14 protein-coding genes are annotated in these 11,919 nt (G+C 72.6%); 7 read left to right on the top strand and 7 right to left on the bottom strand.

All coding sequences use genetic code 11. The annotated features are described in order from the left end of the window. Positions 1-17 precede the first annotated feature (17 nt). The 4 genes from R4Z63_RS17845 (at position 18) to R4Z63_RS17860 (ending at position 2,833) form a co-directional block, all read left to right on the top strand. Entirely contained in the window at positions 18-509 is a 492-nt protein-coding gene (locus tag R4Z63_RS17845) for a PH domain-containing protein (RefSeq protein ID WP_384447455.1), read from the top strand. Beyond that, complete coding sequence (locus R4Z63_RS17850; RefSeq protein WP_384447458.1) at positions 506-1,885, top strand: PH domain-containing protein; 1,380 nt, start codon at positions 506-508, stop codon at positions 1,883-1,885. Before R4Z63_RS17845 ends, R4Z63_RS17850 begins: the two co-directional genes overlap by 4 nt. A gap of 76 nt (positions 1,886-1,961) precedes the next feature. Continuing rightward, a complete protein-coding gene (locus tag R4Z63_RS17855) occupies positions 1,962-2,243 on the top strand; it encodes a hypothetical protein (RefSeq protein ID WP_384447461.1) in 282 nt (93 codons plus the stop codon). Beyond that, the gene (locus tag R4Z63_RS17860; RefSeq protein WP_384447464.1) at positions 2,240-2,833 is read left to right on the top strand and encodes a hypothetical protein; all 594 of its coding nucleotides are present in this window, start codon (positions 2,240-2,242) and stop codon (positions 2,831-2,833) included. The genes R4Z63_RS17855 and R4Z63_RS17860 overlap by 4 nt, the downstream gene beginning before the upstream one ends. A gap of 67 nt (positions 2,834-2,900) precedes the next feature. Here R4Z63_RS17860 and R4Z63_RS17865 read toward each other — a convergent pair whose 3' ends face one another. Next, positions 2,901-3,575 carry a response regulator transcription factor gene (locus tag R4Z63_RS17865; protein ID WP_037921177.1) on the bottom strand — a complete coding sequence of 225 codons (675 nt, stop codon included), beginning with the start codon at positions 3,573-3,575 and terminating at the stop codon, positions 2,901-2,903. A gap of 17 nt (positions 3,576-3,592) precedes the next feature. Next, the gene (locus R4Z63_RS17870; RefSeq protein ID WP_384447469.1) at positions 3,593-4,795 is read right to left on the bottom strand and encodes a sensor histidine kinase; all 1,203 of its coding nucleotides are present in this window, start codon (positions 4,793-4,795) and stop codon (positions 3,593-3,595) included. Between the two features lie 106 nt (positions 4,796-4,901). Here R4Z63_RS17870 and R4Z63_RS17875 point away from each other — a divergent pair, with 106 nt between their 5' ends. Then, positions 4,902-5,879: an SAM-dependent methyltransferase gene (locus R4Z63_RS17875; RefSeq protein ID WP_384682709.1), complete on the top strand. Its 978-nt coding sequence runs from the start codon at positions 4,902-4,904 to the stop codon at positions 5,877-5,879. 58 nt (positions 5,880-5,937) lie between these two features. Here the strand turns inward: R4Z63_RS17875 and R4Z63_RS17880 are convergent, their stop codons facing one another. Both R4Z63_RS17880 and R4Z63_RS17885 read right to left on the bottom strand, forming a co-directional pair. Further along, positions 5,938-7,491, bottom strand: coding sequence for a M28 family metallopeptidase (locus R4Z63_RS17880; protein WP_384455459.1), 1,554 nt, complete (start codon positions 7,489-7,491; stop codon positions 5,938-5,940). Between the two features lie 255 nt (positions 7,492-7,746). Continuing rightward, the gene (locus R4Z63_RS17885) at positions 7,747-8,871 is read right to left on the bottom strand and encodes a DUF5937 family protein (RefSeq protein ID WP_037921186.1); all 1,125 of its coding nucleotides are present in this window, start codon (positions 8,869-8,871) and stop codon (positions 7,747-7,749) included. 220 nt (positions 8,872-9,091) lie between these two features. Between R4Z63_RS17885 and R4Z63_RS17890 the strand changes: the two genes are divergently transcribed. Continuing rightward, positions 9,092-9,301 (top strand): hypothetical protein, encoded by a 210-nt coding sequence (locus tag R4Z63_RS17890; protein WP_037921189.1) that lies wholly within the window; start codon positions 9,092-9,094, stop codon positions 9,299-9,301. Between the two features lie 107 nt (positions 9,302-9,408). Here the strand turns inward: R4Z63_RS17890 and lepB are convergent, their stop codons facing one another. From lepB to R4Z63_RS17905, 3 genes are all read right to left on the bottom strand, one after another. Continuing rightward, a complete protein-coding gene (lepB, locus tag R4Z63_RS17895) occupies positions 9,409-10,053 on the bottom strand; it encodes a signal peptidase I (RefSeq protein WP_384455463.1) in 645 nt (214 codons plus the stop codon). Positions 10,054-10,211: 158 nt separating this feature from the next. Next, complete coding sequence (locus R4Z63_RS17900) at positions 10,212-10,421, bottom strand: DUF397 domain-containing protein (protein WP_037921191.1); 210 nt, start codon at positions 10,419-10,421, stop codon at positions 10,212-10,214. Between the two features lie 13 nt (positions 10,422-10,434). Next, entirely contained in the window at positions 10,435-11,286 is an 852-nt protein-coding gene (locus tag R4Z63_RS17905) for a helix-turn-helix domain-containing protein (protein WP_037921193.1), read from the bottom strand. A gap of 186 nt (positions 11,287-11,472) precedes the next feature. Here R4Z63_RS17905 and R4Z63_RS17910 point away from each other — a divergent pair, with 186 nt between their 5' ends. Then, positions 11,473-11,910, top strand: a complete 438-nt coding sequence (locus R4Z63_RS17910; protein ID WP_384455467.1) for an ATP-binding protein — start codon at positions 11,473-11,475, stop codon at positions 11,908-11,910. The last annotated feature ends 9 nt before the right edge of the window (positions 11,911-11,919 follow it).

Below are 11,919 nucleotides of genomic sequence, written 5' to 3' on the forward strand. Positions count from 1 at the left end.
GACCCTAAGGTGGGGGGATGGATACGGGGACTGAGGGGGAGACGGGCGAGCCCGGCTGGGTCGGGCTGCCGGGTGGGCTGCTCACCCTGCGGCGGACGCTGCTCGTGGGCTGGACTGTCCTGTTGGCGGTGGCGACCGGGCTGCTGCTCGGCCTGCTGGTGGGCCCGGCGTGGGCGGCGGTCGGGGTGTTCTGGCTCGCCGTGGGGGCTTGGGGCTGGGTGCTCATCGGCCGCAACTGGAGGTCCTGGCGGTACGCGGAGCGCGCCGACGACCTGCTGATCAGCCGCGGAGTGCTGTGGCGGGAGCAGACCGTGGTCCCGTACGGCCGGATGCAGCTGGTCGAGGTCACCTCCGGCCCGCTGGAGCGGCGCTTCGGCCTGGCCTCCGTCCAGCTGCACACGGCGGCGGCGGCCAGCGACGCCCGGATCCCGGGGCTGGCGCCGGCCGAGGCGGAGCGGTTGCGCGACCGGCTCGCCGCCCTCGGCGAGGCAAGGTCGGCGGGCCTGTGAGCGCCGGTCGGCCCGGCCCCGTCGGCTCCCCTCCGGCGGGCTCCGCCGGGTCCGCACCCGGCGGGCCGGCGGGCGAGCGCCGGCTGCACCCCTTCACGCCGCTGCGCCGCGCCTGGGTGCCGATCGCCGCGACCGTCGGCGTCCTCGCCCAGCAGGGCGACCGGGCGGTGCGCTGGGTGGCGGACCTGTCCACCCTCCTGCGGCTGGTGACGCTGGTGGGCGTGGTCCTGACGTTCGGTGTGTACGGCTTCCTGAGCTGGTGGTTCACCCACTACGCGGTGACCGACACCGAACTGCGCATCCGCACCGGGCTGCTCTTCCGCCGCACCGCCCACATCCGGCTGGACCGGCTCCAGGCCGTGGACGTCACCCGCCCGCTGCTGGCCCGGCTGACCGGCGTCGCGAGCCTGCGTCTCGACCTGATCGGCGCCGAGGAGAAGGACCAGTTGGCCTTCCTCGGCGAGCGGGAGGCCGTCGCCCTGCGCGCCGAGCTCCTGGCCCGCGCCGCCGGCTTCGCGCCCGAGGAGGCCGTACGTCTCGGTGAGGCTCCGCAACGCGAACTGCTGCGGGTGACCCCGCGTGAGCTCGCCGTGTCGCTGGCGCTCAGCCTCGGCGTCTGGGCCGCACTCGCCGGCGGGATCGTGGCACCGTTCTTCGTGTGGTGGATCAGCTCCAGCCCGTGGGCGGCCGTCGTCACCCTGCTGCCGATGCTGGGCGGTGTCTGGGCGGCCACCGCCGGCCGCTTCCTCACCGAATACGACTGGCGGGTGGCCGAGTCCCCGGACGGGCTGCGCCTGGACCACGGGATGCTGGACCGGGCCCATGAGACGGTGCCGCCCGGGCGCGTGCAGACCGTACGGATCGTGGAGCCGCTGCTGTGGCGGCGCAGCGGCCGGGTCCGTGTGGAGCTCGCCGTGGCCGGGTCGAAGAACGACGTCCTGGTGCCGGTGGCCTCCCGGGCCGCCGCGTACGCCGTGATCGCCCGGGTCCTGCCCGGGGTGGACCTGGCGGGTCTGTCCTTCTCGGGCTCCCCGGACGCGGGGTCGCGCTGGGTGGTGCCGGTGTGGTGGAAGGGGTACGCCCTGGCGCTCTCCCCGGAGGTGTTCGCCGCCCGGCACGGCCGCCTGTGCCGGCGTACGGAGATCGTCCCGCACGCCAAGGTGCAGAGTGTCCGCTTCTCTCAGGGTCCGTGGGCCCGCGCCTGCGGCGTCGCCGACATCCATGTGGACACCGGAGCGAACGGTACGGTCACCGCCCGGCTCCGGTCGGCTTCCGAGGCCGCTCGGCTCCTGTACGACCAGGCGGCCCGCTCCCGTACCTCCCGGGCCCACGCCCGCCCGGACCGCTGGATGACGGGGGCCGGGCCGGACGCCTGAACCGCCGCTCGTCGCCACCGGACCCAAGTGTCAATGAATCCTTGACAAGTCGATCATGTCAAGGTTTCCTTGACGCATGTTGATTCCGCGACCGAAGGCCCCGCGCCAGGACCCCTTTCCCGCCACCGCGCTGATGGCCGCCGTGCTGCCCCTCGTCGTCAGCCTGCCGGCCGCGACGACGATGCTCGGGGCCCGGTTCGCCGCCGCCACCGACGTCGTCCTGATGACGGCGGGCCTGGCGCTCATCGCCTGCACGGGTGCCCTGGCCGCCCGGTCGGCGGCGGCCCGCGCCGAGCGGGCGCGTCGCGACGAGGCCGTCCTCGACGCCCTCGAACCGCTGGCCGGACCGCGCCGATGAGCGAAGAACCGCTGCTCCGCCCGGAGGAGACGGACCGGATCCGGGAGGCGATCGCCGCAGCCGTCCTCGGCGCCCCCGACGGGCTGGCCGACTCGCTGGAGCACGACCCCCACGGGTACCTGCGCCTGGTGGACGCCTCCCGCGTCGGCGCCGAGGAGGCGAGCCGGCTGCTGCGCGAGGCCGTTCAGGGCGCCAGGGCCGCCGGTCACAGCTGGGACGCGGTGGGCCGCGTCCTCGGCGTGAGCCGCCAGGCCGCCCAGCAGCGCTTCGCGGGCAAGGGCGCGGTCGCGCACCCCACGCCGCCGGCCGGCTCCGGGCCGGACGGCCCGGAGCGCCGCACGCTCGGCGGGCTGTCCGCGTTCAACGAGATGGCCGCCCTGGAAGAGGCCGGCCGCGACGGCTGGCACATGGTGGGCTACGGCCCCTTCTTCCACGAGGTGGAGGCCTCCGGGCAGCCCTGGGAGCACTGCCGGATCACGCTCCCGTCCGCCGCGCGGCACCGGCGGATGGAGTCCGAAGGATGGATTCCGGTTGGTGCGGGGTGGTTTCCGTGGCGCTACTACAAGCGGCCGGTCGACCCCGGCAGCTGACCGCCCGCGGCGGGCCGACTGCCCCGGCCGGGCCGACTGCCCGGGCCGGGCCGGGCGGCGGGCACGGCTACCCGGCCCCGCCGCCCGCGCGGACCAGGCCCGTCTCGTAGGCCAGGACCACCACCTGGACCCGGTCGCGCAGGCTCAGCTTGGTCAGGATGCGGCCCACGTGCGTCTTGACCGTCGCCTCCGACAGCACCAGCCGCGCCGCGATCTCGCCGTTCGACAGCCCCTGCGCCACCAGCAGCATGACCTCGCGTTCGCGCTCCGTCAGCCGCTCGATCTCCTTGTTCTCCGGCTCCTGCGCCGTCGTCGGCAGCATCGGCGCGAACCGGTCCAGCAGGCGCCGTGTCGTGGACGGGGCCACGACCGCGTCCCCGCTGTGCACCGAGCGGATGGCGCCCAGCAGTTCGGCCGGCGGCACGTCCTTCAGCATGAAGCCGCTCGCACCCGCCTTCAGGCCCGAGAAGGCGTACTCGTCCAGGTCGAAGGTGGTCAGGATGATCACCTTCGGGTGCTCCGCCGGCTCACAGATCCGCCGCGTCGCCTCGACGCCGTCGAGTCGCGGCATGCGGACGTCCATCAGCACCACGTCCACCTTCGTGGCCCGCAGCACCTCCAGTGCCTCCAGGCCGTCACCCGCCTCGGCGACGACCTCCATGTCCGGCTGGGCCGCGAGCACCATGCGGAAGCCGGTGCGCAGCAGGACCTGGTCGTCGACCAGCATCACTCGGATGGACATCAGTTACCTCGTCCTCGTCATCTCTTCTTCAGGGGCAGCAGTGCGCTGATCCGGAAGCCGCCACCGGGCCGCGGCCCCGCGTCCAGGGTTCCGCCGACCATACCGATCCGCTCGCGCATGCCGATCAGCCCGTGCCCGGCGCCGTCCGCGCCGCCGTCCTCGTACAGCTCGTGGGCCGCGCCGCGGCCGTCGTCCTCGACGAGCAGGCCGAGCCCGTCGTCGAAGTAGACCAGCCGGACGCTGGCCTTCGCGTCGGGTCCGCCGTGCTTGCGGGTGTTGGTCAGGGCTTCCTGCACGATCCGGTACGCCGTCAGCTCGACGCCGCTGGGCAGCGGCCGCGGGGCGCCCTCGACCGCGAAGTCCACCGTGAGCCCGGCCGCCCGCACCTGCTCGACCAGGACCTCGATCTGCTCCACGTCCGGCTGCGGCACGTAGTCCTCGGACTCCTGCGGCTCGCCGGTGCGCAGGACGCCGAGCAGCCGGCGCATCTCGGCCAGGGCCTGCCGGCCGGTGCCGGAGATGGTCTGGAGGGCCTCCTTGGCCTGCTCGGGAGCCACGTCCATGACGTAGGCGGCACCGTCCGCTTGGACCACCATCACCGAGACGTTGTGCGCGACGACATCGTGCAGTTCGCGGGCGATCCGGGCGCGCTCGGCGGCCACGGCCACCTTGGACTGCGCCTCGCGCTCCTTCTCCAGCCGCTGGTTGCGCTCGACCAGCTGGGCGTAATAGGCCCGCCGGGTGCGCAGCGAGTCGCCCAGCACCCAGGCCAGGACGAACGGGACGATCATGAAGATGGCGAAGAGGAGGTTGTCGACGTCGTTGGCGCCCTTGTCCACGCCGTACCGCAGGAAGTAGAGCGGCGCGGCCACCAGCCCCCAGCCCAGCGCCGTGCGCGAGACCCAGCGCGGGACCTCGCTCGCCGCCACCGTGTAGAGGATCACGAACATGGCGATGTCGTAGAACCCCGCGACGATCCCCACGACCAGCTGGAGCAGGCCCGCCCCGAGGGTGAGCCAGAACATCGCCTGCGTCCACCTGCGGCGCAGAGCCAGGGCCGTGCTCAGCGCGATCACCACCGGCACGGCGGTGATCTTCAGGGTCCGGCTGATGTCGGGCTCGCCCGTGACGTTCAGCATCGAGACCCCGAAGAAGAGCACAGCCCAGAAGCTGTCGACGCCCGTCGGGTGTCTGCGGAGGAAGTCGTAGAGGCGCTGCACGTAACCCAGCGTAGGGAACGGTGATAGGTGCTGGAGTCAACCAGAGGTCCGAACCTGACAGCGGGGGCGTACTCCCCAAGGTGGAGGGTGCGCATAGCCTTCGGTGATGAGCACTCCTGGTGAACCCGCAGCGTCGGTCCGGTGGCGCAGCGCGATGGAGGCCGCGCTCTATGGTCCCGGCGGTTTCTACGTCCGCCCCGCCGGACCCGGCCCGGCCGGCCACTTCCGGACCTCCGTGCACGCCTCCCCGCTGTACGCGGGCGCCGTGGCCCGGTTGCTGCGATGGGTGGATGCGGAGCTCGGCCACCCGCGGGAGCTCGACCTCGTCGACGTGGGGGCCGGGCGGGCCGAGCTGCTGACCGGCGTGCTCGCCGCGCTGGACCCGGAGACGGCGGCCCGCGTGCGCCCGTACGCGGTGGAGCGCGCGGAGCGGCCCGAGGGGCTCGACGCGCGGATCCGCTGGACCGGCGAGGTGCCCCGGGGGGTAACCGGGCTGCTCTTCGCCAACGAATGGCTGGACAACGTCCCGCTCGACGTCGCCGAGGACGGGCACTACGTCCTGGTCGCGCCGGACGGCACGGAGAGCCGGGGCGGCCCGCTGGAGGACGCCGACCGGGCCTGGCTGGCGCGGTGGTGGCCGGGCGGCGGCCGGGTGGAGATCGGCCGCCCGCGCGACGAGGCCTGGGCGGCGGCCACCGGGAACCTGGAGCGGGGCCTGGCGGTGGCGGTGGACTACGCCCACACCCGGCGGGCGAGGCCCCCGTTCGGCACCCTGACGGGCTTCCGGGGAGGCCGGGAGGTCGCACCGGTTCCGGGCGGCGGCTGCGACATCACCGCCCACGTGGCGCTGGACGCCTGCGCCGGACCGGGAGCGGTCCTGCTGACCCAGCGCGAGGCCCTGACCGCCCTCGGGGTCTCGGGCGCCCGGCCCCCGCTGGCCCTGGCCTCCTCCGACCCGGCGGCCTACGTACGGGCCCTGGCCTCGGCCGGTGAGGCGGCGGAGCTCACCTCCCGGTCCGGCCTGGGCGCTTTCGGCTGGCTGGTCCAGCCGGTGGCGGTGCGGGCGTGGCCCGCACCGGACTGACCGGCCCACGCCGAAGGGGCGCGATCCCCGCGGGATCGCGCCCCTTCGGCGTGGGTTCCTACTGCTCGACCGCGTCGTGGCCGGTGTGCAGACCGCCGCCACCGCCGCTGCCGCCGGGGGTCGGCTGCGAGACGACCGGCTTCGACAGCGGGGCGAGGTCGTAGGCGTAGTGGCCGACCGCGTCCGCGATGACGTCGACGTTGATGTCGAGCGCCTTCTGGTCGATGTTGGTGATGTCGTCACCCTTGCCGTGGTAGTTCACGTCGTAGGCGACACCGGCCTGACCGCCGAACTTCGCGGCCTCCTCCGGCGTCTTGATGCCCTCGGCACCGGTGAAGGTGCCGCCGGACGGGATGCCGACCTCGATGAACGGGCCGTAGTCCGAGCGGCCGGAGAAGTCCGTGCCCGCGTGCGGGATGTTCTTGGAGTCGAGGAAGTCGGTGATCCCCTTCTCCAACTGGGCGGAGCCCTCCGGGCCGGGGCCCGCGCCGACGCCGTCGGAGTCGTCGCCGTCGTACACGAAGTACGCCGCGTTCGGCGAGGCGATCATGTCGAAGTTGAGGTAGAGCCTGATCTGCTTCTTCTGCTCGTCCGTCAGGCCGGCGACGTACGCCTCCGAGCCGAGCAGGCCGAACTCCTCCGCGGACCACCAGGCGAACTTGACCTTGTTCTTGATCTTCTTCTGCTCGCTCGCGAGCCGCTGGGCGACCTGGAGGATGCCGGCCGAGCCGGATCCGTTGTCGTTGATGCCGGGGCCGGCCGCGACCGAGTCGAGGTGCGCGCCGAGGAAGACGGTGTTGTTCTCGTCGCCGCCCCTGGTCTCGGCGATGACGTTGAACGTCGTCCGGTTCTCGCGGAGCTCGCGGATGTCGAGGGTGATCTCGACCGGACCGGCGGCGGCCTCGGCGGCCAGCTTCTCGCCGTCTTCCTGGGTGATGCCACCGGTCGGGACCTTGCCGACGGTGGGGTCGCCCAGGGTGCCGTTCAGGGCGCCCGCGGTGTTGTTGTAGACGACCGCGCCGACCGCGCCGGCCGCGGCGGCGTTGGCCTGCTTGGCCGCGAAGGTGCAGCCGCCGCGCTTGATCAGGGCGATCTTGCCGGTGAAGCCGCCGGCGGCGAAGTCGCCCGGCTCGCAGCCGTTCGTCCCGTCCGCGTCGACCGGGGCGACGGCGACCTCGGCCGTCACGCCGCCCTCGGGGGTGCTCGTCGTGTACGTCATCAGGTGCATCGGGACGTCACGCCCGGTGGCGCCGTTCACCGTGAGCTTCTCGGCGAGGGTCTCGACGTACACGAAGTCGAACGCGTTGCGCGTGACCTTGTAGCCGGCCGCCTTCATCACGGCCTCGACGTACTTGGCCGACTGCTCGTGGCCCTTGGAACCGGCCGCCCGGTTGCCGTTGTTGTAGTCGGCGATCGACTGCAGGACCCTGAGGTGGTTGAAGGCTCCCTTGCCGGTCGCGTCCTTGACCAGCTTCCGGGCCAGCGCGTCCGCCTTGGCGGCGTCGCTCCGCGGGCTCCCGGTGGCACCGGCCGGTCCGGCGAGCAGCAGGGGCGAGACGAGCGCCGCGGCTGCCAGGGCGGCGGTTGCTGCGGCTATACGGCGTGAGGGCATGAAGATCCTTCCACGACAGGCGAGCAGGGCAGGCGGAGCAGTGCAGGCGGAGCAGGGCACAGCGCGGCGGAGCACGGCGGACCGGTTCTGCGGACGCGGTGCGCGTTACGTGGGGGAACAGTGAGCGCACGTTAGACAGCAAGTGGCCATCATGGCCAGAGTTTTCGCTGATTTCGGTTCATGAATTCCGTATATCGGTGACTCTGGGCCGGTCAAATCCAGCCATCCACCTGCCGGTTGGCCCTGTCGGACGGGCTATCGGAGGATGCCCTCGATGAAGTCGGAACCGATGCGCGCAACAGCGCTCAGATCCAACTGGTGCTGGGCATATCGGCCCTGCCTCCGTGTATGCATCAGACCGGCCCTTTTCAGGACGGCCAGGTGCCGCGACACCTCCGGCGGAGTGATCCCGTACACCTTCGCCAGCTCGCTCGTCGTGAACGGGGCCCGGGCCAGACTCCGGCACAGCATCATCCGCATCGGGTGCGCCAGTGCCTCCATCCGCCGCTGGAGCAGTTCCACCGAGCCCGGCTCGGCGGTCGGCCCATGGGTGTCCAGCGGGTAGTGGACCACCGGCCGCCACCGCGGTGCGTGCAGCACCAGCAGGTGCGGCCACCCGAAGTTGGTCGGCACGAGGACGAGGCCGCTGCCTATTCGGGGATCGGTGGCCGTGGTCGTCCCGTGGACCATCTTGTCGGCGGTGATGGTGGTGAGGCCCTCGTCGATGCTCAGGGCCGCAGAGACGTCCTTCAGCGCGGCCGGCAGGCCCTTGCGGCGCAGCAGCTCGGCCTTGTGCCGGGCGTCGGCGCTCTGGCCGGGCTCCAGACGCTCCCACGTCCGGGCGAAGAACGCTTCGTCGCAGTCCTCCAGGAGCCGCCTGAGCCACGTCCGCACGGCCGCGGTGTCATCCAGCAGCCGTACGGAGAAGTCCAGCTGGCGCGGGCCGCGGGCGGCGGCCGCCTCCAGCGCCCTGGCGCGGGCCGCCGGGTTCTCCAGCGGCGAGGGCCCGCCGCCCGCGTTGTAGAGCGCCGGATGGCAGTGCTCCAGGGCGGCCCCCACGAACCGCTCGTCGTCCAGCCGGTCGAGTACGTCGAGCTCTTCGGCCAGCGTCGCCGCCGGGCGCCCGGACTCGCCGGGGATCCCGGCGAAGGCCATGAAGATGTCGGAGAAGCAGGTGCGCCACAGGAAGTCGGCCTCCAGCAGACGGTCCGCGAGGCACGGATCGAGCGAGGCGGAGGTGGCGGCGGTCCAGGAGGCGAGCCGCGGGTGGTGCGACGGCTGGGAGAGAGCGTGCAGGGCCATGCTGAGCTCGGCCAGCGGGGAGGGCGCGAAGGTGATCCGCTCGTGGGGGAGCCCGGCGATGTCGATGGTGACGCTCATCGGGCCATTCTGTCCGTGTCCGCACGGCGGGGAAGTCCGCCCCGGCGTCCCGGCGCCTCCGTACGGGTGGCCGCCATGGCCTCGGCGCGGCCGCCGGACGAGTGATCGCGGGCGCCGGGAGGACCGCCCCACGGCCGCCCCGCGGGCCCCGGCGGCCGGACGATTGACGTGGACCGTCAACCGTCGTGCGCGACGGGGCCGACGGGGTGAGGGTGGAGTCATGACAGCGATAGAGCAGTACCTCATCGACACCTACCGCGCGTCCCAGCACGGCACCCCCATGCCCCCGCCGCCGGGGCGCGACGATGTCGCCGTCGTTCGCGCGGCCCGCTCCTACCAGCAGTTCCGGGCCGTCCTGGACGGCGGCGAGGCCCGCCACCCCTGGCGGGCCGCCCTGCGGCGGATGCTGAGCCGCCCGCACCCGTGCTGAGCCGCGGGGGCGGTGTCTCCGCGGTGGCGATCGGAGCGGTCAGGCTCTCCGTCGGCGGCGCCGGCGCGTCCTACCCGCCCCGCCGGAGCCGCCGCCGTGCCCGGACCTCAGACTCCCGGCACCGCTTCCGCGGTCGGTGGCGCAACCGTCGCCCTGCGGCGCGACCGCCGTGCGGCGAGGCCGAGCCCCGCACCCGCGAACAGCACCCCGGCGCCTGCGAGCGCGGCTGACCGGAGGCCGACGACCAGCAGGGCGCCCTCGTCGATGAACGTGGCCCTCACCGCCTCCCGGGGAACCGTGCCTCCCTCCGACGCCTCGGACCGGTACCGGGAGTCGGCGGAGTTGCCGCGGTTGTCGCCCAGGAGGAAGAGACGGCCCTCGGGCACGGTGACGTCGAACGCGCCGGGCGATCCCGCCACCGGATCGCCGTTCAGGACGTAGGGCTCGTCCAGCGGCTTCCCGTTCAGGGTCAGTGTCCGCTCCCCGGGGGTGTAGGCGATGCGGTCGCCGCCCACCGCGATCACGCGTTCGATCGACAGATGCCGTTCGCCCCAGGCCGCGGCGTCGAAGAGCACCACATCGCCGCGGTCCACACCGGTGGCGAGCGTGTTGAAGTCCATCGATCCGCCTGCCGGATGGGTAGGCCGCATGTGGTCCGACGGAATGACCCTGGTCGGTATGAAGAAGTATCCGCCGAGGCCCCCGACACCGCCCACGACCCCGCCCAGCGCCAGCAGTGCCACCGCTGCCACGCGCAGACGGTGTCCCGGCCTGCGGTCCTGTGTTCCCACGTGCACGTCCTGCTTTCCTCGTTCCCCGGATGCGCCCGAAACTGTACGGGCCGCCGGTGCGGAGTACGTCAGCCGGGCTTCGCGGTGCCGGAGCCCGGCCCTTCTCGCACGCTCGCCGGCTACCGCCGCCCGCCCTCCCGCACCCCCGGCGCGGCTTTGACCGCTCGGAGGAAGGCGGACCAGGCGGCCGGCGAGACGATGAGGTGGTCCTCGCCGGGGGCGTCGCTGCCGGCCACCCTCACGGCCCCGTCGCGGGCGGCCGCCGCTACGTGGACGCAGGCTTCGCCGGTGCCGCAGTAGGACGACTTATGCCAGCTGAGCACGGACATTGAGGTCTTCCCTTCACAGGGTGCGCAGGATGTTGTGGATGAACTCGCTGCTCTTCTCGCGGTTGAGGGCCATGGTCTCCATGCGGCCAAGGAGGAGCCGGTATCCGTCCAACCGGGCCTCGGCGTCCACCAGCGCCGGACCGTGTGACTGGTCGAGGTGGACTGTGTCGAGCTGTGGCACGGGACCGTGCGCGTAGTAGATCGACTGGCCGGCACCGGGGAATGATCCCGCCTCGAAGGGGATCACCAGGATGCGGACTTGGCTTCGCTGTGCCATCTCGATGAGATGGACGAGCTGTCCCTTGACGACGGCGTGTCCGCCGAACCGCATCCGCAGGGCCGCCTCGTGGATGATCGCCGTATAGGGGATGGGATCGCTGCGGTAGAGCACGTCCTGCCGCTTGATCCGGTGGGAAACCCGGTGCTCGACCTCGGGAGGGGTCAGTTCCGGGACCACCTGCCGGAAGACTTCCCGCGCGTGGTCCGCCGTCTGTAGAAGGCCTGGGACGTGGGCTGTATAGGCGGCGCGCAGTGCCAACGAGTGGTGTTCAAGCTCGGCCAGGTCCAGGAGGCTGGGCGGAAGTACCTCTCGGTACTGCTCCCACCAGCCGTTCGTACGGTCGGCGGCCATCGAGGCGAGCGCGTCCACGAGTTGTGCGTCGCAGACCGAGTACACGCGTGCCATGGCACGGACGCGGTCGGGGCTCACTCCGAACCTGGCGGTTTCCACGTTGCTCAGCTGACCCGAGCTGGTGCCGATCGCGGCCGCGGCCTCGGTGGCGGTCATACCGGCCCGCTCGCGGAGTTTGCGCAGTTCAGCGGCGAGCCGGGCGCGACGGGCCGTTGGTACGGGGCGGGCGACCATGTTTCACTCCTCACTCACACGAGGGAATTCCGGATCGAAGACCTTAGATTCGCGCAAAGAATCTTTGGTGGCGTCTAGTCTGGAACGCAGGCCACCCCGCCCGGAAGTACCCCGCTCGACGGAGCGGCACGGTCACCGGGCAGCAAGCGCAAAGCGACCAACACCCCTCCGTGATCGGAGACTTCCATGCCTGCCACCGTATCTCCGTCGTGGGCCTACAGCCTGCAACTCCCGCAAGATCCCCGCGCCCCCGGCCTCGCCCGCCAGACCCTGCGCTCCGTGCTCCGGACGCACGCGATGAGCGCGCTCGTGGAGAGGGCCGAGCTCTTGGCCGGTGAGCTGCTGGCCAACGCCTACCTCTACTCGGACGGCCCGTACACCCTCCGGCTCCGGGCCATGGGGTCCGCCCGGCTGCGGGTCAGCGTCTGGGACAGCAATCCCCACATCCCTCCGCCCTTCGGGGCGGACTCACCCGTCGCGGCGCCGCGGCCGGGCGCCGAACGGGGGCGCGGGCTGTTCCTCGTGCGGGCGTACGCCGCCAACTGGGGCGGCTATCCGCTCGGCGGGACGGGGCTGTACGGGAAGGCAGGGGGGAAGCTGCTGTGGGTCGAGGTCCACGCCTGACGGGACCGG

This window comes from Streptomyces sp. PL-29 (genome assembly GCF_058344425.1).

Excerpts from the sequence above, each read along its gene's own strand:
- R4Z63_RS17900 (WP_037921191.1), bottom strand. The coding sequence starts at position 10,421 with ATGTCCGTGCTCAGCTGGCATAAGTCGTCCTACTGCGGCACCGGCGAA.
- R4Z63_RS17855 (WP_384447461.1), top strand. The coding sequence starts at position 1,962 with ATGTTGATTCCGCGACCGAAGGCCCCGCGCCAGGACCCCTTTCCCGCC.
- R4Z63_RS17880 (WP_384455459.1), bottom strand. The coding sequence starts at position 7,491 with ATGCCCTCACGCCGTATAGCCGCAGCAACCGCCGCCCTGGCAGCCGCG.
- R4Z63_RS17845 (WP_384447455.1), top strand. The coding sequence starts at position 18 with ATGGATACGGGGACTGAGGGGGAGACGGGCGAGCCCGGCTGGGTCGGG.
- R4Z63_RS17910 (WP_384455467.1), top strand. The coding sequence starts at position 11,473 with ATGCCTGCCACCGTATCTCCGTCGTGGGCCTACAGCCTGCAACTCCCG.
- R4Z63_RS17885 (WP_037921186.1), bottom strand. The coding sequence starts at position 8,871 with ATGAGCGTCACCATCGACATCGCCGGGCTCCCCCACGAGCGGATCACC.
- R4Z63_RS17865 (WP_037921177.1), bottom strand. The coding sequence starts at position 3,575 with ATGTCCATCCGAGTGATGCTGGTCGACGACCAGGTCCTGCTGCGCACC.
- R4Z63_RS17890 (WP_037921189.1), top strand. The coding sequence starts at position 9,092 with ATGACAGCGATAGAGCAGTACCTCATCGACACCTACCGCGCGTCCCAG.
- R4Z63_RS17875 (WP_384682709.1), top strand. The coding sequence starts at position 4,902 with ATGAGCACTCCTGGTGAACCCGCAGCGTCGGTCCGGTGGCGCAGCGCG.
- R4Z63_RS17905 (WP_037921193.1), bottom strand. The coding sequence starts at position 11,286 with ATGGTCGCCCGCCCCGTACCAACGGCCCGTCGCGCCCGGCTCGCCGCT.
- R4Z63_RS17860 (WP_384447464.1), top strand. The coding sequence starts at position 2,240 with ATGAGCGAAGAACCGCTGCTCCGCCCGGAGGAGACGGACCGGATCCGG.